Source organism: Pseudoxanthomonas sp. OG2 (assembly GCF_014192765.1).
Classification (GTDB): Bacteria; Pseudomonadota; Gammaproteobacteria; order Xanthomonadales; family Xanthomonadaceae; genus Pseudoxanthomonas_A; species Pseudoxanthomonas_A beigongshangi.
In genome coordinates this window covers 186,247-207,911 of record NZ_JACHYM010000002.1, presented here as the reverse complement: position 1 = coordinate 207,911, position 21,665 = coordinate 186,247, and the positions used below count along the sequence as shown (strand labels likewise).

At 67.5% G+C, this 21,665-nt stretch carries 21 protein-coding genes and 1 pseudogene; 7 read left to right on the top strand and 15 right to left on the bottom strand.

The genetic code is table 11. From position 1 onward, the window contains the following. Nucleotides 1–46: 46 nt before the first annotated feature. The 6 genes from FHW78_RS13995 to purB all read right to left on the bottom strand — a co-directional run bounded on the left by FHW78_RS13995 (nucleotide 47) and on the right by purB (nucleotide 7,906). Nucleotides 47–2,878, bottom strand: a complete 2,832-nt coding sequence (locus FHW78_RS13995; protein WP_183641817.1) for a 2-oxoglutarate dehydrogenase E1 component — start codon at nucleotides 2,876–2,878, stop codon at nucleotides 47–49. A gap of 222 nt (nucleotides 2,879–3,100) precedes the next feature. Next, nucleotides 3,101–3,967, bottom strand: coding sequence for a GNAT family N-acetyltransferase (locus tag FHW78_RS13990; protein WP_255443360.1), 867 nt, complete (start codon nucleotides 3,965–3,967; stop codon nucleotides 3,101–3,103). Nucleotides 3,968–4,005: 38 nt separating this feature from the next. Next, nucleotides 4,006–5,184 (bottom strand): cupin domain-containing protein, encoded by a 1,179-nt coding sequence (locus tag FHW78_RS13985; RefSeq protein WP_183641814.1) that lies wholly within the window; start codon nucleotides 5,182–5,184, stop codon nucleotides 4,006–4,008. Next, nucleotides 5,181–6,101, bottom strand: a complete 921-nt coding sequence (bla, locus tag FHW78_RS13980) for a subclass B3 metallo-beta-lactamase (RefSeq protein ID WP_183641811.1) — start codon at nucleotides 6,099–6,101, stop codon at nucleotides 5,181–5,183. The genes FHW78_RS13985 and bla overlap by 4 nt, the downstream gene beginning before the upstream one ends. Beyond that, entirely contained in the window at nucleotides 6,098–6,496 is a 399-nt protein-coding gene (locus FHW78_RS13975; protein WP_183641808.1) for a VOC family protein, read from the bottom strand. The genes bla and FHW78_RS13975 overlap by 4 nt, the downstream gene beginning before the upstream one ends. A 42-nt stretch (nucleotides 6,497–6,538) precedes the next feature. Continuing rightward, a complete protein-coding gene (purB, locus tag FHW78_RS13970; RefSeq protein ID WP_183641804.1) occupies nucleotides 6,539–7,906 on the bottom strand; it encodes an adenylosuccinate lyase in 1,368 nt (455 codons plus the stop codon). A gap of 139 nt (nucleotides 7,907–8,045) precedes the next feature. Here purB and FHW78_RS13965 point away from each other — a divergent pair. Then, nucleotides 8,046–9,491, top strand: a pseudogene (locus FHW78_RS13965) (class II fumarate hydratase); the annotation flags it as partial. A 94-nt stretch (nucleotides 9,492–9,585) separates the two neighbouring features. On the opposite strand, the gene FHW78_RS13960 reads toward FHW78_RS13965, so the two are convergent. From FHW78_RS13960 to FHW78_RS13925, 8 genes are all read right to left on the bottom strand, one after another. Further along, nucleotides 9,586–10,431 carry a DUF2268 domain-containing putative Zn-dependent protease gene (locus FHW78_RS13960; RefSeq protein WP_183641798.1) on the bottom strand — a complete coding sequence of 282 codons (846 nt, stop codon included), beginning with the start codon at nucleotides 10,429–10,431 and terminating at the stop codon, nucleotides 9,586–9,588. A gap of 85 nt (nucleotides 10,432–10,516) precedes the next feature. Next, the gene (locus FHW78_RS13955) at nucleotides 10,517–11,743 is read right to left on the bottom strand and encodes a serine hydrolase domain-containing protein (protein ID WP_225562224.1); all 1,227 of its coding nucleotides are present in this window, start codon (nucleotides 11,741–11,743) and stop codon (nucleotides 10,517–10,519) included. Between the two features lie 81 nt (nucleotides 11,744–11,824). Next, nucleotides 11,825–12,364 (bottom strand): DUF2884 family protein, encoded by a 540-nt coding sequence (locus FHW78_RS13950; protein WP_183641795.1) that lies wholly within the window; start codon nucleotides 12,362–12,364, stop codon nucleotides 11,825–11,827. An 11-nt stretch (nucleotides 12,365–12,375) separates the two neighbouring features. Next, entirely contained in the window at nucleotides 12,376–13,218 is an 843-nt protein-coding gene (locus FHW78_RS13945; RefSeq protein ID WP_183641792.1) for a hypothetical protein, read from the bottom strand. Nucleotides 13,219–13,289: 71 nt separating this feature from the next. After that, complete coding sequence (locus FHW78_RS13940) at nucleotides 13,290–14,285, bottom strand: ABC-2 transporter permease (protein ID WP_183641789.1); 996 nt, start codon at nucleotides 14,283–14,285, stop codon at nucleotides 13,290–13,292. After that, a complete protein-coding gene (locus tag FHW78_RS13935; RefSeq protein ID WP_183641784.1) occupies nucleotides 14,282–15,157 on the bottom strand; it encodes an ABC transporter ATP-binding protein in 876 nt (291 codons plus the stop codon). Before FHW78_RS13935 ends, FHW78_RS13940 begins: the two co-directional genes overlap by 4 nt. Beyond that, nucleotides 15,157–15,519 carry a GntR family transcriptional regulator gene (locus FHW78_RS13930; protein WP_183641782.1) on the bottom strand — a complete coding sequence of 121 codons (363 nt, stop codon included), beginning with the start codon at nucleotides 15,517–15,519 and terminating at the stop codon, nucleotides 15,157–15,159. The genes FHW78_RS13935 and FHW78_RS13930 overlap by 1 nt, the downstream gene beginning before the upstream one ends. A 3-nt stretch (nucleotides 15,520–15,522) precedes the next feature. After that, the gene (locus FHW78_RS13925) at nucleotides 15,523–15,777 is read right to left on the bottom strand and encodes a hypothetical protein (RefSeq protein WP_183641779.1); all 255 of its coding nucleotides are present in this window, start codon (nucleotides 15,775–15,777) and stop codon (nucleotides 15,523–15,525) included. 159 nt (nucleotides 15,778–15,936) lie between these two features. On the opposite strand from FHW78_RS13925, the gene FHW78_RS13920 reads away from it, so the two are divergent. From FHW78_RS13920 to FHW78_RS13895, 6 genes are all read left to right on the top strand, one after another. Then, nucleotides 15,937–16,470 (top strand): glutathione peroxidase, encoded by a 534-nt coding sequence (locus FHW78_RS13920; protein ID WP_183644681.1) that lies wholly within the window; start codon nucleotides 15,937–15,939, stop codon nucleotides 16,468–16,470. A gap of 79 nt (nucleotides 16,471–16,549) precedes the next feature. Then, nucleotides 16,550–17,485, top strand: a complete 936-nt coding sequence (locus tag FHW78_RS13915) for an FKBP-type peptidyl-prolyl cis-trans isomerase (RefSeq protein ID WP_183641776.1) — start codon at nucleotides 16,550–16,552, stop codon at nucleotides 17,483–17,485. A gap of 31 nt (nucleotides 17,486–17,516) precedes the next feature. Further along, entirely contained in the window at nucleotides 17,517–18,869 is a 1,353-nt protein-coding gene (locus FHW78_RS13910; RefSeq protein WP_183641773.1) for a UDP-glucose/GDP-mannose dehydrogenase family protein, read from the top strand. Beyond that, a complete protein-coding gene (locus FHW78_RS13905; protein ID WP_141453069.1) occupies nucleotides 18,859–19,092 on the top strand; it encodes a SlyX family protein in 234 nt (77 codons plus the stop codon). Before FHW78_RS13910 ends, FHW78_RS13905 begins: the two co-directional genes overlap by 11 nt. 57 nt (nucleotides 19,093–19,149) lie before the next feature. After that, complete coding sequence (locus FHW78_RS13900) at nucleotides 19,150–19,782, top strand: DUF2058 family protein (RefSeq protein WP_183641770.1); 633 nt, start codon at nucleotides 19,150–19,152, stop codon at nucleotides 19,780–19,782. Between the two features lie 8 nt (nucleotides 19,783–19,790). Beyond that, nucleotides 19,791–20,498: an alpha/beta hydrolase gene (locus FHW78_RS13895; RefSeq protein WP_183641767.1), complete on the top strand. Its 708-nt coding sequence runs from the start codon at nucleotides 19,791–19,793 to the stop codon at nucleotides 20,496–20,498. Here FHW78_RS13895 and FHW78_RS13890 read toward each other — a convergent pair. Then, nucleotides 20,495–21,649, bottom strand: a complete 1,155-nt coding sequence (locus tag FHW78_RS13890) for an MFS transporter (protein ID WP_183644677.1) — start codon at nucleotides 21,647–21,649, stop codon at nucleotides 20,495–20,497. The two genes, FHW78_RS13895 and FHW78_RS13890, sit on opposite strands and share 4 nt — an antisense overlap. Nucleotides 21,650–21,665: the final 16 nt, after the last annotated feature.

Genomic DNA, 21,665 nt, shown 5'->3' with positions numbered 1-21,665 from the left:
TGTTTTTTTTGGTGGCGTGCTTTGAAGGATGGAATGCGGGCGCCGCTTACTCGGCGACCACGTCGTTTTCGAACTTGTTGACCAGCGCGTCGGCGACCAGCTTCAGCTGTTCCTCGACGTGCTCGGCGAAATGACCGGCGGCGGGCGAGGGCGAGCGCGGGCGGCCGGCGTAGTGCAGGCTCTGCTTCTCGCCCAGGCAGGCGTTGAGATGGTGGCGGATCTGGTACCACGCGCCCTGGTTCTGCGGCTCTTCCTGGCACCAGACCACGTCGGTTGCCTTGCCGAAGCGCTTGAGCTCGGCGGCCAGCTGCGGACGCGGGAACGGATACAGCTGTTCGATGCGGACCAGCGCGACGTCGTCCTGGCCACGCTTCTGCTGGTCTTCCAGCAGGTCGTAGTAGACCTTGCCCGAGCACAGCACGACGCGCTTGACCTTCTTCGGGTCGGCGGCCTTGTCCGGGATCAGGTGCTGGAACTCGCCGTTGGCCAGTTCGTCCAGGGTGGAGACGGCCAGCTTGTGGCGCAGCAGCGACTTGGGCGTCATCACCACCAGCGGCTTGCGGGTGGTCATGCGCATCTGCCGGCGCAGCATGTGGTAGGCCTGGGCAGGCGTGGTCGGCACGCAGACCAGCATGTTCTCCAGCGCGCACAACTGCAGGAAGCGCTCCAGGCGGGCCGAGCTGTGCTCGGGACCCTGGCCTTCGTAGCCGTGCGGAAGCAGCAGGGTCAGACCGCTGACGCGCCCCCACTTGGCCTCGCCGGCGGCGATGAACTGGTCGATCACCACCTGCGCGCCGTTGGCGAAGTCGCCGAACTGCGCTTCCCAGATGCACAGGGTGTTGGGATCGGTGGTGGAGAAGCCGTATTCGAACGCCATCACCGCTTCTTCGCTGAGCAGCGAATCGATGATCGTGGCCTGCTCCGGCGATTCCACCAGCTGCCGCAGCGGCAGGAAATAGCTGTCGGTCTTCTGATCGTGCAGGATCGCGTGGCGATGGAAGAAGGTGCCGCGGCCCGCATCCTGGCCGACCAGGCGCAGGCCGTTGCCTTCCGCCAGCAGGGTGGCGTAGGCCAGGTTTTCGGCGAAGCCCCAGTCGCCCGGCAGATCGCCGGCGGCCATCTTGGCGCGGTCTTCATAGATCTTGGCCACGCGCGGGTGCAGCGACACGCCCGAGGGAATGGTGTTGATGATCTTGGCCAGCGAATCCAGCGCCTTGCGCTTGACCTTGGTGTCGACCGGATCGCTGAGCTTGCCGGACACGTACTTCGACCAGTCGATCGCCAGTTCGTCGCCCTTCTGCTTGGCCAGCTCGGTGGTGTATTCGCCCGAATCCAGCTTGTTGCGATACTGATCGACCAGCGCCTTGCCGCCTTCGGCGGGGAGCACGCCGGCGCCTTCCAGCTTGGCCGCGTACAGCTCGCGGGTGGTCGGGTGCTTGCGGATGGTCTGGTACATCAGCGGCTGGGTCGCCGCCGGCTCGTCGGCCTCGTTGTGGCCATGGCGGCGATAGCAGACCAGGTCGATGACCACGTCCTTCTTGAACTGCTGGCGGAACTCGTAGGCCAGGTTGGCGCAGAACACCACCGCTTCCGGGTCGTCGCCGTTCACGTGCAGCACCGGTGCGCCGATCATCTTGGCCACGTCGGTGCAGTACAGGGTGGAGCGGGCGTCGTCGCGAGCGCTGGTGGTGAAGCCGATCTGGTTGTTGATCACGACATGCAGGGTGCCGCCGACCGCGAAACCGCGCGCCTGCGACATCTGGAACAGTTCCATCACCACGCCCTGGCCGGCGAACGCCGCGTCGCCGTGCATGATGATCGGCAGCACCGCCTGGCGGGAGGTGTCGTTGCGGCGCTCCTGGCGCGAACGCACGCTGCCGGCCACGACCGGATCGACGATTTCCAGGTGCGAGGGGTTGAAGGCCAGCGCCAGATGGACCGGACCGCCCGGGGTGGCGATGTCGGCCGAGAAGCCCATGTGGTACTTCACGTCGCCGGCATGCGCCAGGCTGTTGTCGTGCTCGAACTTGCCCTCGAACTCGTCGAACAGCTTGCGCGGGCTCTTGCCCAGGGTGTTGACCAGCACGTTGAGGCGGCCGCGGTGGGCCATGCCGACCACGATGTCCTTGACCGCGCCGGCACCGGCGCGGTGGATGAGCGTATCCAGCAGCGGGATCAGCGAATCGCCGCCTTCCAGCGAGAAGCGCTTCTGGCCGACGTACTTGGTGTGCAGGTAGCGCTCCAGACCCTCGGCGGCGGTCAGCCGCTCCAGGGTGCGCTGCTTGGCCGCCGCGTCCAGGCCATAGTTGCCGGCGGCCGCTTCCAGCCGCTGGTACAGCCACTGGCGCTGCTCGACCTCGGAGATATGCATGAATTCGGCGCCGATCGAGCCGGTGTAGGCGGCCTTCAGGCGGGTCAGCAGGTCGCGCAGTTTCATGCGCGGCTGGCCGGCCACGTTGCCGGTGCTGAATTCGCTGTCCAGATCCTTGTCGGACAGGTCATGGAAGGCCAGGCCGAGATCCGGCGGATTCATCGGCGGGCTCAGGCCCAGCGGATCCAGGTTGGCGCCCAGGTGGCCGCGCGAACGGTAGGCGGTGATCAGGCGGCCGACATTGCGCTCGCGCTCGTCGCCACCGGCCGGGGCCGCCACATGGCCATTGTTCGCCGCCTGGCGCGAGGCCGCGGCAATCTGTTCGATGACCACCGAGTGGGGCACGTCACCGGCCTCGCGGCCCTTGAAACCGTCGAAGTAGGCCTTCCATTTGGGACCCACACTGTCCGGGTCAACCAGGTATTGCTCGTACAGGTCTTCGACGTAGGAGGCATTGCCTCCGTTGAGTTGCGAGGATTGCGCAAACTGCTTCAGGAGATTGTCCACGATGGCGATGGGGTACTTGCTGTCGGAATGGTCTTGGAGGGACGGGGTCGGCGGATTCGATGTGGGCCCGCGCGGGCGGAAGACAACCCCAAAATTATACCCGCAAGGCGGGAACGGGGCATAAAGGTATTGGACTAAAGGCGCAGTCTGGGCCACGCGGATGACGAACCGGACACAATCGACGCGATTCCCGCGGATTTCCGCAACCTCGCGAGGAGAAGGCTACAGTCCCAGCGCGCGATACTCGGTGCAGGGGCGTGAGCGTTCCCACACGTGGGCGAATTCCTCGCGCAACTGGCGCGCGCGGCCGGCCGCGTCCAGGTCCGCTTCGCCGTCGAAACGGTGCCCCAGCGGGCGGAAGTAGTAGCCATCGGCGTCGCTGACGACATAGGCCGAGGGATAGTTGCGGTCCACCGGATCGTGCACTTCGCGGAACAGGAACACGCTGGGCAGGCGCTGGGCCAGCGGCAGCAGCGGTGCCTGCCGGCGCTGGGGAGTGCCGGCGTCCTGCAGCAGGATCTGGACTTCCACCGCGCCGGGGCGGGTGGCCAGCCGGCGCAGGGCGTCCAGCACCTCCGGGGCGTCGAACAGGCCCGGCTCCAGGTCCCGGCTGTAGATCCGCAGCTGGCGCCGGCTGCCGCTGGCCAGGGCCAGCAGGGTGGCCCTGGCCCCGGCCAGATCCTCGATGGCGGTGGCGCCGTCCAGGCGCCGGCGCATGGCCTGGTGCTCGATTCCGGCCTCGTGGAACCGTGGACCGTAGGGTACGAAGCCGTGCCGGGCATAGAAGGCTTCGGCACTGACCTGGGCGTTGAGGGTCAGCTCCGGCAGATGGCGCTTGCGGGCCTCGGCCAGCAGTGCGGCCAGCAGGGCGTCGCCGACGCCGCGCCCGCGCCATTCCCGCAGGACCGCCATCCGGCCGATCCGGTGTTCCGGGGTCAGTCGCCCGGTACCGATGGGCCGGCCGGCGTCATCGCGCGCCAGTACGTGCCGGCAGAGCGGATCCATGGCGTCGCGTTCCTCTTCCAGCGGCACCCGTTGTTCCTGTACGAACACCATCTCGCGCACCCGCAGCAGGTCGTCCCGCTGCAGGGCGTACTCGACCGGCTCGACCCGGAAGCCGGCGGTGTTCAATCCTCTTCCCCGGCCAGCACCAGCTGGTAGTGACCCTGGGCGAGCAGCGCCATCACCGCGTCGCGACCGGTGGCCGACAGGCCGGCGTAGCCGTGGCCGTCAAGCGTCTCCGCCGCGGCCAGGGTGCGCGCGTCCGCCACCGGCATCGGGTAGTCGTGGCCCGAACAGAACAGGGTCGCGCCCTTGCGCGCGCGCCGCCAGGCCAGCCGCGAGAACGGATGGCGGTACAGCCGTGCGCCGTGTTCGAGATCCCATTCGATTTCGATCCGCGAGCGCTGTTCCGGCGCGGGCGCGACATCGCCGGCGGCACGGTAGGTGGTGATGAAACGGCCGAACCAGTCGCCCAGGCGATCCGGATCGTTCATCCGCAGCGCATTCAGCGCTTCGACCACGCGGGCCATCGCCGCGGCGTCGATTTCGTTGGGATCGCGCGGCGGCGCCAGGTCCTCGTCGTGGTAGCGCAGGCGGTCGTCGGCATCGGCGACCAGGGTGTCGAGGTAGTCGCTGATCAGTTCGGCCGAGGAGGGCGCGCGCATGCCCACGGAGATGGTCAGGCACGGATTCACCGCCACGCCGTGGTGGGGCACGGCCGGCGGCAGGTACAGCATGTCGCCCGGATCCAGCACCCAGTCGTGGGTGGGCGTGAACTCGCGCAGCAGCTTGAGCTCGACGTCGTCGCGGAAGCCGAGCGGCGGATTCTCGCCGGCGTCGATCTGCCAGCGGCGCTGGCCCTGCGCCTGCAGCAGGAACACGTCGTACTGATCCACGTGCGCGCCGACCGAGCCGCCGGTGGCGGCGAAGCTGATCATGATGTCGTCCAGCCGCCAGCGCGGCAGGAAATCGAAATGCGCCAGCAACGCGCGCACGTCCGGATCCCACTTGTCCACGTCCTGCACCAGCAGGGTCCAGTCGTGGTGCGGCATGCCGGGGAATTCCTCTTCCTGGAACGGGCCGGTGCGCAGGGTCCAGGCGTCGCGTTCGCGATCGTGCATGACGATGCGCGAGAGCGCGCCTTCCTCGCAGGCCAGTCCGGCCAGGTCGTCCGGCTGGATGGGCGACTGGAAATGCGGGAACGCGTTGCGGATCAGCAGCGGCTTCTTCTGCCAGTACTCGCTGAGGAAACGCGCGGCGGGCATGCCGAGGAAATGCTTGGCGGTGGCGTGGACTTCGATCATGGGCGTGGGGAGTTTGCGGGAGCGGGGGCGGCTTCTTCGGCCAGGCGCTTGTCCAGGCGTTCGCGCGCGGACTGCGCGTAGGCGCGGCAGGCGTTGGTGTTCGCGAGCGGTTCGTTGGCGCCGGGGCCGACGCGCGACCACAGACGGCTGGCGGACGGATGCGGCGTCACCAGGATGTCGCAGTCCAGCGCGGCAACCCGATCCAGGGCCTGCCGGAAGGCGGCGACGTAACCGGGATGGGCCTGCTCGTCGCCGAAGCGGTACTGGTCGGTGGAGAACGCGGAGAGACTGTCGGCATAGACGAACTGGCGGCATTCGCCGCCGTCGCAGGAGCGCCAGGTCCAGGACGCCGCGCCCGGGGTATGGCCCGGCGTGGGGATGGATTTCAGCGACAGCGGGCCGACGGTGACGGTTTCCCCGTCGCCGATGGTGCGTACGTCGGCGATGGGAGTGAAGGATTCGAGTTGCCCGAACTGGGGATCGCTGCGGTCATTGGCGCCGCGTCGCAGCGTGGCGGCGGCCGGTTCGCGCGCCAGTACCGGCGCGCCGGTGGCGCGCTGCAGATCGGCCAGGCCGCCGACATGATCGAAATGCTCGTGCGAGATCACGATGGCGCGCACGTCTTCCGGGCGGAATCCGAGCGTGCGGATGTTGGCCAGCACCTGGCGCCCGCCCGCGGCGGTGCCGCTGTCGATGAGGACATGCCCCTGCGGCGAGGTGATCAGCAACGCGCTGATGCCGCAGGTGCCCACGAACCAGGTATTGCCATGCAGGCGCAGCGGCCTGGCCGGGTCGTCCCAGCGCGGCTCGGCCGGGCAGGCGGGGGCATCGTCCGCCCAGGCCCGGCCGGCGGGCAGGGCGGCCAGCAGCAGGAACGCGGCGGCCGGGATGGATATCCTCGGCGGAAATGGCTTCATGTGGCGATCTCGTCGTAACCGCGGCCAACGAACTGCAACAGGCACCAGCCGTGGCCGAACGGATCGGCCAGGCGCACGATGCGGCCCCAGCGGGCTTCGCGGATGGAGGTTTCGGGTTGGAGGCCGGCCTGGACGGCGGTGGCCAGCGCGGTGTCCAGATCCTCGACCACCACGTCCAGGTGCATCGGCGTCCAATGGCGGTCGTAGTGGCGGCGCGAGCCGGGAGCACCCTCGGTATCGGCGGCGGCGCGGATCAGGTAGATGGGCGCCTGCGCGCCCAGCAGTTCCACCACGTCGTCGCCGAAGCGGCGTCCGGTGGTCAGGCCGAACGCCTGCCGGTACAGCGCTTCGGCGGCTTCCAGATCCGGCACGTCGAGATTGATCAGCAGTTGCATGGGAGCGGTCCTGCGGAGTCGGCGTGCGGGATCCGGGCGGCCTCAGATCTTCCGGGCCAGTGTTTCGGCCAGTCCGGTGTAGCTGCCCGGCGTCATGTCGCGCAGGCGCTGCTTGGCGTCGGCGGGCAGTTCCAGCGATTCGATGAAGGCGCGCATCGAGTCGGCGGTGATGCCCTGGCCGCGGGTCAGCGCCTTGAGCTGTTCGTACGGATTGGGCAGGCCGTGGCGGCGCATCACCGTCTGCACGGCTTCGGCCAGCACTTCCCAGGCCGCGTCGAGGTCGGCGTCCAGACGCTGCGGGTTCACTTCCAGCTTGCCCAGGCCCTTGGCCAGCGAGTCCAGCGCCACCTGGCTGTGGCCGAAGGCGGTGCCGAGCGCGCGCAGCACGGTGGAATCGGTGAGGTCGCGCTGCCAGCGGCTGATCGGCAGCTTGGCGCTGAAATGCTCGAACAGCGCGTTGGCCAGGCCGAAGTTGCCTTCGGCATTCTCGAAGTCGATTGGATTGACCTTGTGCGGCATGGTCGAGGAGCCGACTTCGCCTTCCTTGAGCTTCTGCTTGAAGTAGCCCAGCGAGATGTAGCCCCAGATGTCGCGGGCCAGGTCGATCAGGATGATGTTGGCGCGGCGTGCGGCGTCGCCGATTTCGGCCACGTTGTCGTGCGGCTCGATCTGGGTGGTGTAGGGATTGAAGACCAGGCCCAGGCTCTCGACGAAACGCTGCGCGAACGCCGGCCAGTCCACGTCCGGATAGCTGGCGATGTGGGCGTTGTAGTTGCCGACCGCGCCGTTGATCTTGCCGGTCAGCTCGACCGCCGCGATCTGCCGGCGCTGGCGTTCCAGGCGTGCGACCACGTTGGCGATTTCCTTGCCCAGGGTGGTCGGCGAGGCGGTCTGGCCGTGGGTGCGCGAGAGCATCGGCTGGCCGGCCTGGGCGTGGGCCAGCGCGCGCAGCGAGGCCGCGACGGCGTCCAGCGACGGCAGCAGCACCTCGCGGCGGGCCTGTTCCAGCATCAGGCCGTAGCTGAGGTTGTTGATGTCCTCGCTGGTGCAGGCGAAATGGACGAACTCCAGCGCCGGGGCGAGCTCGGCGTCGTCCTTCAGGCGCTCCTTGATGAAGTACTCCACCGCCTTGACGTCATGGTTGGTGGTGCGCTCGATCTCCTTGACCCGGGCGGCGTCGGCAACCGAGAAACCGTCGGCCAGCGCGCGCAGGCGGGTGGCCGCCGCGTCGGAGAAGGCCGGCAGTTCGACGATGCCGGGCTCGGCGGTCAGCGCCAGCAGCCATTCGACCTCCACCTTGATCCGCGCCCGGATCAGCCCGTACTCGGAAAAGATGGGACGCAGGGCGTCGACCTTGCCGGCGTAGCGGCCATCGAGCGGGGACAGGGCGAGCAGGGCGGATTCCGACATGGGGGCGTGGGGCTGAAAAGGAGCGTTCTAGTTTACCGCGAGACGGCCTCCGGCCGGCCTGGCGTATGCTGGCGGCCCTCGCAAGCAGCCGGTTCCACCACCCGGCGCCAGCCGTAGACCATCCCCACAGGAGGCGCTGATGAGCAGGAAAACCAAGGCGGGTGCGGCCCGCGACGAACGGACCCGGGTGGAACGGGACAGCATGGGCGAGCTGCGGGTGCCCGCCGACGCCCTCTGGGGCGCGCAGACCCAGCGCGCGGTGCAGAACTTCCCGATTTCAGGCCGGCCGATGCCGCGCGGCTTCATCCGCGCGCTGGGGCTGATCAAGGCTGCCGCCGCCGAGGTCAACGCCAGCCTGGACCTGTTGCCGCAGGTTACCGCCCGGGCCATCCGTGCCGCCGCGCTGGAAGTGGCCGCCGGCGAACACGACGCGCACTTCCCGATCGACATCTACCAGACCGGTTCGGGCACCTCGTCGAACATGAATGCCAACGAGGTCATTGCCGCGCTCGCCAACCGTTCCGGCAAGGCCGGGCGCAAGGGCGTGCATCCGAATGATCACGTCAACCTGGGCCAGAGTTCCAACGACGTCATTCCCACCGCCATCCGCGTCTCCGCGCAACTGGCCGTGCTGGAAGACCTGTTGCCGGCGGTGAAACACCTGCGCCGGACCATCGATCGACGTGGCAAGGCGCTCGGCAGGATCGTCAAGACCGGCCGCACCCACCTGATGGACGCGATGCCGCTGACCTTCGCCCAGGAGTTCTCGGCCTGGTCGGCGCAATTGGCCTCGGCCGAGGAGCGCATCGCCGACAGCCTCAAGCGGCTGCGCCGGCTGCCGCTGGGCGGGACCGCGATCGGCACCGGCATCAACGCCGATCCGCGTTTCGGCGCGCGGGTCGCGAAGGCGCTGTCGAAGCAGACCGGCGCGCGGTTCGAGAGCGCCGGCAACAAGTTCGAAGGGCTGGCGGCGCAGGACGACGCGGTCGAACTGTCCGGCCAACTCAGCGCACTGGCCGTGGCGCTGACCAAGATCGCCAACGATCTGCGCTGGATGAACGCCGGGCCGCTGGCCGGCCTGGGCGAGATCGAACTGCCGGCCCTGCAGCCGGGCAGCTCGATCATGCCGGGCAAGGTCAATCCGGTGATTCCAGAAGCGACCGTGATGGTGTGCGCGCAGGTGATGGGCCACCACACCGCGATCACGGTGGCCGGGCAGACCGGCAACTTCCAGCTCAACGTGACCCTGCCATTGATCGCGGCCAACCTGCTGGATTCGATCCAGCTGCTGGCGAATGTGTCGCGCCTGCTCGCCGACACCGCCATCGACGGACTCAAGGTGCGTGAGGACAACGTCAGGCGGGCACTGGATCGCAATCCGATCCTGGTGACCGCGCTGAACCCGGTGATCGGCTACGAGAAGGGCGCGGCCATCGCCAAGCAGGCCTACAAGGAGAATCGCGCGGTGCTCGACGTGGCGCGCGAGGTCACCGGCCTGCCGGAGAAAGTGCTGAAGCCGTTGCTGGATCCGGCCGTGCTCGCCAAGGGCGGCATCCACGGCAAGCCGGGCGGTGGGGGGGGGGGGGGCCCCCCCCCCCCCCCCCGGGGCGGGGGGGGGGGGGGGGGGGCGCCCCCCCCCCCACCGCGGTGGCGTCATATGGCCGGATCTTCAGACCGGATCATTCCGCCGCGGGAATGAACTCGGCGGCCTTCATCGCGGTGATGGCCGCCCAGTCGTGTGGCTTGCCGTCCAGGCGCGCGGCGACCAGACGGTGACCCACCGAGTAGCCCGCCCACATCGGGATACCGGCCTGCGGATTGCCGAACATCGAGCCCATCAATACCTGTGGAGAGGTCTCGCCCAGGTTGGGACGGAACGCGGCCAGGGTCGCGCTGTACTGGGCGTCGTCCAGGGCGTGGATCCACGGCGCCGGGTGCGCGCCGAACACCTGGTTGGCGTAGTAATCGGCGCGGCCTTCGAACACCAGATAGTCGGCGAGGGTGAACGCGGCATCCGGATGGAACTGCTCCTGCGCCCAGTAGCTGTGATGGAGCTCGTGCGCGAGCACGTACGGCAGCAGCTTCGCCCAGTCAGCCTGTGGATGCAGCTTGACGACGACTTTGCCGCTGCCGGCGGTCAGCGCGATCACGCCCTGCATGCGATCACGCGTGAACGCGTCGTCCGGAGCGGTGAAATCCACGCACAGCGTCAGCCGGCCCTGCGGCAGATCGGCGACCACGCGGTCATAGGTGGATTGGGCGATTTTTTCGAAACGGGCCCGATCGAAGCCCTTCTCGGCCGATTCGCGCTGTTCGCGGGTCAGGCGCGGATCCGGCGCGTAGCCGCGCGCCAGGTCCGCGAACTGGCCGCCTGACGCGCAGCGGGCGAACCAGGCGTCGCCGACGGCCTTGGCATCGGTGGCCGCCAGCACCTGCGGGTTGGTGTAGTGGAAATCGATGGGCTCGCCGGCGATCGCCAAACCGGGCACGAGCAGGGACAGCAGCAGCGGAAGTCGACGTTTCATGGGAAGTCCTGGAAGAGCGGCGCGGGATGCGTCCGGAGATCAGGACGCGCGGGGCTCGCGGGTGTGACCCGGCGTGGGCGAATGGTCATCGGGAGGCAACCTTGGCGGGCAGCGGCCAACCGGTGCAGGGGGGATGCGGTTGCGCATTGGCATCCGGCGCGCGCAATTCAGGATGGTCGTAGGGCAGGTAGCTTTGCCAGTACCAGGGAAAGCAGACCGGTCCCAGCTTGTACTCGATGAGATAGGGGAAAATGCTGTCGGCATTGGAGCTGTTGCTCATCAGCAGCAGGCAGTCACGCCCGTCGCGCACGCACACCGCGATGTTGCGGGTGCCGTCGTCATGCCCGCCCTTGAAGAACGCCCGGCCTTCCTGCGTCCGGTACACGCTCCAGCCGAGCCCGTAGGCCAGTTCGATCGCCGCGTTGTCGGTGGTGGTCTCGGTGGACAGGGTGGGGAACTGCTGGACCGAATCGATGCGCACCTGCGTGCCGAACAATTCGTCGCGCGTCCCGGCATCCAGCCCCTCGTTGCGCGACAGGCCGGCCAGGAACGCCGCGAAATCGCGCAGGGTGGTATCCATCGAACCGGCGGCCCGCACCGCGCCGCGCTGCTTGTGGCCGAGGGATTCCCCGTCCTCGTCGTAGCCCTGCGCCAGGTTGGCGGCGAACGCGTCGCGCCAGGTCATGCCGCTTCCGCGCATGCCGAAGCGATCGAATACCCGTTCCTGCATCAGCGTGCCGACATCGACGCCCAGGCCATGCTCGATCACGAACTGCAGCAGGTTGATGCCCTCGCCGGAGTAGGCGAAACGGCTGCCGGGGTCGAACGCGAAGGCCAGCTTCGCGTGTTCGTCGTAGCCTTGCGGAGTGAAGAACCGGAAATTCGGGAAGCCAGCGGTATGTGCCAGCAGCATGCGCGGGGTCAGTCGCCGCCAGCGTTCGTCGCCGGCCAGATCGGCGTACTTCTCGTACTCCGGCAGCGGGCGGGGCAGGTAGTCGGCGATGGAGCGATCCAGATCCAGCCGCCCGTCCCGCACCAGCCCCATCACCGCGTACGCGAATGCGCCCTTGGTGAGCGAAGCGGCGTACATCGTGGTATCGGGCGTCAGCGGCAGGTTCCGTTCGACGTCGCGCAGGCCGTAGGTCTTCAACTCGGCCACCTTGCCGTCATGAATGACGGCCAGTGCGAGGCCGGTCACGCGGGCCTCCCGCATCAGCGTTTCGACCGGGTCGGGGACGCTTTCCGCGGCCATGCCCGCAACGGGGACGGCGACGGTGCACAGGCACAACAACAGCGACCACATCCCTTTCATGGTTCGGCCTCGCGTCTTGTCGTGGAACCGCCGCGGCAAACCCCTTGCCGCGGCGGGAAAATGACCGGTCCTGCGGAAGGATCAGTCCTTGCCGCAGTCGTCGATGTCTTGCTGATCCAGGTTGGCGTAGGGACGGAACGCCGGCACCTGCGCCGCCAGCGCGTCCTGGGCGGTGCGCAGTCCGGTCAGGCGTGTGCAGATCTTGTTCGCCTCGGCCTCGATCTTCTTGGCCTCGGCGTCCATCCGCGCGTCGATGTCGTCGGTGTTGCCGCTGATCACGCCGCTGATCGCCGCTCCGACCGCCTTGCCGGCCATCTTGGCGCCCTGCTTGCCGACCGCGATGCCGGCCTGGGTGATGCCTTCCAGTTCGCCGTAGTAGGCCGAGACCAGCTTGCGCTGATCCGGTGTCAGCGCCACCGCCTTGCCGTCGATGACCAGGTCGCCGTTGGCGCCGATCCTGGCCTTGGGATAACCATCGGCGTTGATGGTGAGTTCGCCGTCGCCGAAGCGGGCGATCTTGCCGTTGCCATTGTCGATGCTGGCCTGCGGCTTGCAGGCGGCCAGCGAGAGGGCCAGGACCAGGCCGACGCCCAGGCTGGCGGAAAGGGACGGAGTGCGCATGGCGGAATTCCTCAATGGCGACGGGGAAGGGAAACGGTGCCGGCGACGCCGGAATGATCGATCGAGCCGCTGCCGACGGAACGCACGCTCAGGCCGCCGCGGACTTCGCGCGCGCCGACATTGCCGGAACCGACGCTGCCGATGACAACGTCGCCGCCGATGCGGGACAGCTCGGCATCGCCGGAGCCGATGGATTCGATCTCGACCCGGCCCTGGCCATCCTCGAGGTCGAAATCGCCCGAACCGATGGTGCCGATGCTGACCGGCCCGCGGACGTGGCGCGCCTGCGCGTCGCCGGAGCCGATGCTGATGCCTTTCAGCGAGCCGGCGCCATCGACTTCGACATCGCCGGACCCGACATCGAAGGCGACCAGCCCGCGGGTTTCGCGGATCACCGCGTCGCCGGAGCCGACGTCGGCGCTGACGATGGCGGCACCGCGTACCTCCGCGTCCCCCGACCCGACCTTGAGCTGGACCGGCATGTTGTCGGGCACGCTGCCGTCGAGTTCCAGGTAGGCGTAGTTCTTGCTGAAGAAGATGCCCTGGCTCCGGCCTTCGCGTCGCAGGAGCACCACCAGCTTGTCGCCCTCGCGGCGCTGGGTGACGGACAACTGCGGCAGCAGCTTGGCGTCGGAGGCGCAGGCCCGGCCCCGCAGTCCGTGGTGGTTGCCGGAGCGGGCCACCAGTTTCAGGTCATGCGAGGCCACGTCGAACACCACGGCCTTGGCATCGCCGATGTCCAGGTCCAGTTGGCGGGGCTCGGTGTGCTTGCAATTGTCTTCGGCGGCGATTGCCGGGGCCGCGATGGCGATGGCAACGGCCAGGACGGGCAGCGACAGGAAAACACGGTGCATGGGAATCCTCCGTACGGAACGCGGGTGGTTGACCGGGTGGGCGGCGGCGTGGCGCCGCCGCCCGGGCCGGATCACTCGCTGTCGCGCCAGCGGCGCAGGTAGATGGCGGCGGCGATCAGGCCGGCGCCGATGACCGCGCCGATCCACAGGTCGGCAGTACCGAAGACCTGCCAGTTGTTGCCCAGGTTCATCATCCGCACCAGGTCGTCGGGGGTGTTGACGTTCTGGCCGGCCAACTGGTCGTTGGTCAGGTTCAGCGGTGACCAGGTTCCCGGCACCACACTCAGCAGGCCGCGATAGACCACGGTGTACCAGAGCGGGCCATACGGGATGTCGATGCCCAGGATGCCCAGCATGCTGATGATCACGCAGGCCAGCACCGGAATCAGCACCGCCCACAGGAACGGCTTGCTGCGCGCCCAGGCCGAGCAGAACATCAGCCAGCCCACCGCGGGCAGCGCCCAGAACAGGTAGATCGGCAGGGTCGACAGCACGTTGGCGATGATGCTCAGCGGATGCGAATGGGTGAACATCGCCCAGCCACCCGGTACGCCCATGATGCCCATCGCGCTGGCGGCGATGATCCACAGCGCCACGCCGACCAGCACGCCGATGCCGATGGCCAGCAGCGGTCCCAGGAACAGGGCCCAGGTCGCCTTCGACAGCACCATCTGGGTATCGGTGACGGGCAGCGACTTCCAGAACAGGATGCTGCGATCACGGCGATCGTCGTGCAGGGTGCCCAGGGCGTAGAAGAACACCACGAACGCCAGCACGATCTGGGTCAGGCCCATGCCGCCCATCAGGATGCCGTCGCCGACCTGGCCGATCTGGCGGACGTGATCCAGCATGTCACCGTCCACGTTCATGTTGAAGTCCATGTCGTTCTTCACCTGGAAGAACTTGATGACCCCGATCATGGCGGCGATGAAGGACAGCACGGTGATGATGGCGCCGGTGATCACCGGCGCCCACAGGAAGCCGCCGCGGTTTTCCCAGAACTCCCGTTTCAACAGCCACTTGAAGGCGGAGCCCTTGGTGGCATGCACAGTGGTGGCGGTGTTCATGCGTAGGTTCCTTTCATGATGGCGACGAACAGATCGGCCAGGCCGGGATTGCGCGTCTCGCCCAGTTCGGCGAGCCGGCCGCGGTCGATGCCGTCATACAGGAAAACGCTCTTGCCGAATGGCAGGCCGCGTTCGTCGATGGGGTTCAGGGCGCGCGCCTGTTCGACCTTGTCGGAAGAGACCAGCAACTCCGTGTAGCGCTCGGCCACCTCGTCCATCTGCGCGGTCAGCACGATCCGGCCGTCGCGGATGAACATCACGTCGGTGAGGATGTGTTCGATCTCCTCGACCTGATGGGTGGTGACGATGATGGTCTTCTGCTCGTCGAAGTAGTCCTCCAGCAGGCGCTGGTAGAACTGCTTGCGATAGAGGATGTCCAGGCCGAGGGTCGGCTCGTCCAGCACCAGCAGGCGGGCGTCGATCGCCATCACCAGGGCCAGGTGCAACTGCACGATCATGCCCTTGGACATCTCGCGGACCCGCAGGTCCGGGCGCAACTGGGTGTTGGCCAGGAAACGCTCGCATTTTGCGCGGTCGAAGCGGGGATGCACGCCGGCCACGAAATCGATGGCCTCACGAACCCGCATCCAGCGCGGCAGCACCGCCACGTCGGCGATGAAGCACACGTCGTTCATCAACTGGCCACGCTGCTTGCGCGGATCCAGGCCCAGCACCTTCAGGTCGCCCTCGAACGGGGTCAGCCCGAGGATGGCCTTCAGCGCGGTGGTCTTGCCGGCGCCGTTGGGGCCAATCAGGCCGATGATCTTGCCGGCCTCGATCTGGAAGCTGGTGTTGTCCAGCGCCAGCTTGCTCCGGTAGGCCTTGCGCAGGCCCTGGGCGGTCACCACGGGATTGGAAATCACGGCGCTCATCACTTGTTCCCCTTGACTTGCAGCAGTTCCTCGATCGACAGCCCCAGGCGTTCGATGCGCTGGGCCACGGCCGGCCATTCATCGTGCAGGAAGCGCTCGCGTTCGCTCTTGAGCAACTTCTTGGAAGCCTCGTCGGTGACGAACATGCCCAGCCCGCGGCGCTTCTCCACCAGCGCCTCGTCGGCCAGTTCCTGGTAGGCGCGCGAGACGGTGATCGGATTGAGCTGGTACTCGGCCGCCACCTGGCGGACGGAGGGGAGGGCGTCGCCCGGTTTCAGAACTCCGTCTAGCATCATGGCGATCACCCGATCCTTCAGTTGGCGGTAGATGGGAGCACCGTCGCTCCACTGGATGTTGACCATGGCTCAACCCCGTGGGCGCAGCGACTGCGCGAATGAGAAATAGGGCATCGACAGCGTGGCGCGGGCGCGGCGGCGCGGGTGGACCTGCGCATCCTCGGCGGCGGCCGCGGCTTCGATGGTGGAATCGACGCCGGCCAAAGGACTGCCTTCCATGACATTCCGCTGGCGGGTCCCGGTGGTGCCCATCAGCAGACCCAGGGTCAGGAGGGCGCCACTGGCCGCCAGGCCGGACAGCGTATTGAGCAGTTTCGGTTTCATTGCGTCTCCCCCTTCATTGGGCGAGTGGTGTTGTATGTAACTATAACACCAGAACACAGGCCGTCAACTACCCGGGCGCCGTTTCGTAACCCAACTGAAGGCATACTTCTCGCCCCCGACCGGCAGGAACTCCAGATGAAGCGCAAGTGGCTGAAAAACATGACTTTAATCGTCGCTTTGGTGGCGGCGGGAAGCGTCTGGGCCGCCGGGCTGCTGGACGTCAGCTATCGGCCGCTGGCCGGCAAGACCCCGGTCCGGCTGAACGAGAAGTACGCCGGGCAGGTCCTGCTGATCGTCAACACCGCCAGCAAATGCGGCTTCACGCCGCAGTATGAGGGCCTGGAAGCGCTGCACCGGAAGTACGCCGGGCGCGGATTCGCGGTGCTTGGCTTTCCGTCCAATGATTTCAAGGGCCAGGAACCCGGCAACGAGCAGCAGATCCAGGAGTTCTGCACGCTGACCTACGGGGTCAAGTTCCCGATGTTCGAGAAGGTGCATGTGATCGGCCCGGAAACCACGCCGTTGTATCGCTCGCTCAGCCAGGCCACCGGCGTCGCGCCGGGCTGGAATTTCCACAAGTACCTGGTCGCGCGCGATGGCCGGGTGGTGGCGAATTTCCCCAGCAAGATCAAGCCGGATGACCCGGCGCTGGTGGCCGCCATCGAGCGCGAACTGAAGGCGGCGCGGCGTTGAACCCTGCGCGCGGCCGCGGCTTGCGTGCGACAATACGGGATTGGTGCCGCCATCGCGGCAAGTTGCGAGGAGTCGAGGGATGAAGCGGTCGGTGCGCGGTTTCGCCGCGGTTGTGGCAATCACTTTTTCGATGCTGGGAGGCAGCGTGTCTGCACAGGAAAAAACCGCGCTGACGAATGAGCGCGAAAAGGTCAGCTACTCGGTCGGCCTGGATCTGGGCCAATCGTTCGAACCGATTGCGAAGTTCATTGACCTGGCCGCGTTCGAGCGCGCCATGAAGAACGCGATGGACGGTGGCAAGCCGCTGATCAGCCAGGAAGAGGCGCAGGCCACCGACCAGGCGCTGCGCATCAACCTGGCCGCCAGCCAGGGCCAGCAGATCCCGGGCATGCCGCCGGGCAGCCCGCCGCCGGCCGTAGCCAAGGACAAGGTCGGCCTGATGCTGGGCAGCTACATGGTGGGACCGTCGCTGGCCCCGCTGAAGCAGGATCTGGACATGGCGGTGGTGATGCAGGGCATGCGCACCGCGCTGGACAAGAGCGCCAAGCCGCTGCTGACCGCCGAAGACGCGAAGGCGACGATGGAAGCCTTCATGATCCGCCGGCAGAGCGAGAGCGCGCAGCGCAACCGCAACGAAGGCAGCAAGTTCCTGGCCGAGAACAAGGCCAAGAAGGGCGTGATCACCACGCCGTCGGGCCTGCAGTACATGGTGCTGCGCGAAGGCAACGGCGCGCGTCCGACCCCGAGCAGCCGAGTGCGCGTGAACTATGTCGGCGCGTTGCTGGACGGCACCGTATTCGACAGTTCCTACGATCGTGGCCAGCCGGCTGAGTTTGGCCTGAACCAGGTGATCCCCGGCTGGACCGAGGGCGTTTCGCTGATGCCCGTCGGCGCCAAGTACCGTTTCTGGATTCCCGGCGACCTCGCCTACGGCAAGGAAGGCGCGCCCGGCGGCAAGATCGGGCCGGACGCCACGCTTACTTTTGACGTTGAGTTGATGGGCATCCTGCAATAAAGCCCGTTCTCCCCCACAACGGAATTCCAGCATGCGAGTAGCGATCTTCGGCACCGGTTACGTCGGCCTGGTGACAGGTACCTGTCTGGCCGAGGTCGGCCACGACATCATCTGCGTCGATATCGATGCCGCCAAGGTCGAAGGCCTGAACAACGGTGTCATCCCGATCTACGAGCCGGGGCTGGAGCCGATGGTCAAGGCCAACCATGCCGCCGGCCGCCTGCGTTTCACCACCGACGCGGCCGAAGCGATCGCGCACGGCGAGGTGATCTTCATCGCCGTGGGCACGCCGCCGGACGAGGATGGCAGCGCGGATCTGCAATACGTGCTGGCGGTGGCCCGCACCATCGGCCAGCACATCCAGCGGCCGACCGTGGTGGTCGACAAGTCGACGGTGCCGGTCGGCACCGCCGATCGCGTGGGTGACGCGATCCAGGCGGAGCTGCAAAAGCGCGGCGTGGAGATCCCGTTCGATGTGGTCTCCAACCCGGAATTCCTGAAGGAGGGCGACGCGGTCAAGGACTGCATGCGCCCGGACCGCATCGTCATCGGCGCCAACAATCCGGCCGCGGTCGAGAAGCTCAAGCGCCTGTACGCGCCATTCAACCGCAACCACGAGCGCATCGTGGTGATGGACGTGCGTTCGGCGGAACTGACCAAGTACGCGGCCAACGCGATGCTGGCGACCAAGATCAGTTTCATGAACGAGATCGCCAACATCGCCGAGCGTGTCGGCGCCGACGTCGAGCATGTCCGCCAGGGCATCGGCTCGGATCCGCGCATCGGCTGGTATTTCATCTATCCGGGCGCCGGTTATGGCGGTTCCTGCTTCCCCAAGGACGTGCAGGCGCTGGCCCGCACCGCCCAGCAGCATGGCTACACGCCGCGCCTGCTCGACGCCGTGGAAGAGGTCAACGACGCCCAGAAGGGACACCTGTACGAACTGATCCAGCGCCACTACGACCGTGGCGAGGACGAGGGCGTGCGCGGTCGCACCTTCGCGGTGTGGGGACTGGCATTCAAGCCCAACACCGACGACATGCGCGAAGCTTCCAGCCGTCGCCTGCTGGCGCAGTTGTGGGAGGGCGGCGCCAAGGTCCGCGCCTACGATCCGGAAGCCAGCCATGAAGCGCGCCGCATCTTCGGCGAGCGCGATGATCTGGTGCTGTGCGACTCCGCCGCGTCCGCGCTGGACGGTGCCGATGCGCTGGTGGTGGTGACCGAATGGAAGCAGTTCCGCAGCCCGGATTTCTCCCGGCTCAAGAGCCTGCTCAAGGACGCGGTGATTTTCGACGGCCGCAATCTCTACGAGCCGGCCGAAGTCGAACAGGCCGGCCTCGCGTACTACGGCATCGGCCGCGGACGTTCCATCCATGCCGAGTGACCTGTTCGCGCAGGACCGGCTGGAACAGCGCCTGGTCGAACTGGAGACACGCCTGACCTTCCAGGAGCAGGCCATGGCCGAGCTGAGCGAGGCCCTGGCCGACGCCCGCGCCGAGAGCGGGCGCAACACCGAGCTGCTGATGAACCTGTTGTCGGACCTGCGCAAGCTGCGGGGCGAACTGTACGCCGATCCCGCCGACGAGCCGCCGCCGCCGCATTATTGATACGCTTGGCACCGCGCCCGCCACGGGCGCGCTGTGTTCACCGCCGAATTTCCCGCAATGAGCGATTCCCTCCGCGATCAACTCCTCGGCCTGGGCTTCAAGCCCGCGCCGAAACCCGAGCGCAAGCCGCAGGCCGGCCAGCATCCCAACAAGCCCCACGGCAGGCATCCCGGCAAGCCGGGACAGGCCAACAAGGGGAAGTCGGGCGGCAGGCCCGGCAAGCCGCATCCGCCGGCAGGCCAGGGCAAGGGCGGCAAGCGCGAGGGCGACATCGATCTCGCCAAGGCCTACGCGATCCGCGCGCAGAAGGAAAAGGACGAGCGTATCGAGACCGAACGCCAGAAGCAGGAAGAGGCGCGCCTGCGCCGCGAGGCCAAGGCGCGACTGGAAACCCTGCTGAAGGATCAGGCGCTGAATGATCCCGCGGCGGAAATCGCGCGGCATTTTCCGTATGGCGGCAAGATCAAGCGCATCTATGTCAACGAAGCCCAGCTCAAGGCGCTCAATGCGGGCGAACTGGGCGTGGTCCAGTTGAATGGCCGTTACCTGCTGGTGAGCGCGGATGTGCTGGCGCAGGCCGAGGCCACGTTCGCGCCTGCGGTCGCGTTGAAGGTCGATCCCGATGCGCCGGCCGAAGCCGATCCCTACGCGGATCCCAAATTCCAGGTACCCGACGATCTGGTCTGGTAAGCCGTCCGGTGAACACGCGGGCGCCGACGCTGTGCCTGCTGCCCGGCCTGGATGGCACCGGGCGCCTTTACCGGAATCTGGCCCGACGCCTGGACGCGGATTTCGAGGTCCGCACGCTGGCCTATGACAGCCGCCGGTTCGACGGCTATTCGCCGTTGGCCGACGCGCTCGCACCGCAGTTGCCCCGGGACCGCGACTTCGTCCTGATCGCCGAATCCTTCGCGGGACCGCTGGCGGCCGAGCTCGCGGGCCGATTCCCGCAGGGACTGCGCGCGCTGGTGCTGGCCGCGAGCTTCGTGTCCTCGCCGTTGCCGGCCAGTCGCCTGTTGGCTGGTGTGCTGGAACATCTGCCGGCGACGCTGCCGCCCGGCCTGTTGCTGGAACGGATGCTTGCCGGTCGCGGCGCGGGTGGCGAACTGAGGGCGGAATTGCAGGCGGTACTGCGGACTATCCCGACGGAAGTGCTGCGCCGCCGCGCGCTGGCGGCACTGCGCAGCGACGCGGGGAAGGCGCTGGCGAGCCTGCAAGTGCCGGTGCTGTATCTGCAAGGGACGCGGGATCGCCTCATCGGCCGGTGGGCCGGGAACCAGGTGCTTCAACTGGCGCGGGATGCCGAGTTGCGCCGGATCGACGCGCCGCATTTCCTGTTCCAGGTCGCCACCGACGCCGCCGTCGCGGCGATTACCGGATTCCTCGAACGGCGAGGGCTTGCCTAGCCCACCGCAGGATGGGCGGTGGCGCGTGGGGGCACCAGCCAGCGCCAGGCGATGAGCGCGGCGAGCAGGGCGAAGCCACCCGCGGCCGCGAACGCCACGGAGCCGCTGAAGCGCCACAACTGACCGGCGATCAGGGCGCCGGCCACGCCGCCAATGCCGGAGGAGAGGCCATAGAACACGCCCTGGCCATGGCCATTGAGCCGACCGGGGAAGAACCGGGCGAGCAGTTGCATCGCGGCGGCGAAGAACCCGCCGAAGTTGAGCGCATGGGTGATTTGCGCCAGTCCCAGCAGCCAGGCGTTGTCCGGCCAGAGCGCGGTCGCCCACCAGCGCAGAGCGGCGCTGAGCATCGCCACCGCCATCACCTTGCCCGCGTCCCAACGCCGGAAAATCCGCGCCGACAGGAAGAACACCCCGATCTCGGCGAGTACGCCGACCGTCCAGAACAGGCCCAGGCGGGAGGCGGAGTAGCCGTGCTCGCTCAAATAGATGGCGAAGAAGGTGTAGTAGGGGCCGAACGAGATCTGGATGAGGAAGGCGGCGACGAAGAACGCGCGCACCGCAGGTTGCTTCAGGCGTGCCCGGAAACCGGCCTGGTCCGGGGAATCCGCTTCCCGCGGCGGATGCTCGTAATGGTTGGCGTAGGCCGAGGCCAGCAGCGCGGCCAGCAGCGGCAGCATCAGCCAGGGCAGGCTGCCGGCACCGAAACGGTCGAGCAGTGGCCCGTACGAGGACACCACCATGATGAAGCCGATCGAACCCCAGACCCGCACCTGGCCGTAGCGATGCGGCTGCGCGGCGAGATGGCCCAGGGTGATCGATTCGAATTGCGGCATCACCGCGTTGTAGGCGAAGCAGAACGCGCACATCACCACGAACAGGCCGGTGAATCCCAGCGGCAGCAGGAAGAGCGCGAACGCCAGCAGGGTCAGCCAGCATCCCAGGTGCAGCCAGCGGATGGGGCGCGGCGAACGTGCCGCCAGCGTGGTCCAGGTGCTGGGCGCGAGTATGCGGGTGGCATACCACAGGCTCATCAGTACGCTGATTGCGCCGACCTGCATGCCACGCGATTGCAGGAACAGGCTCCAGTAGGGCGAGAACGCACCCAGTGCGGCGTAGTACGCGAGATAGAAGCTGGACAGCCGCGCCATCGGAACGGCGGCGGAC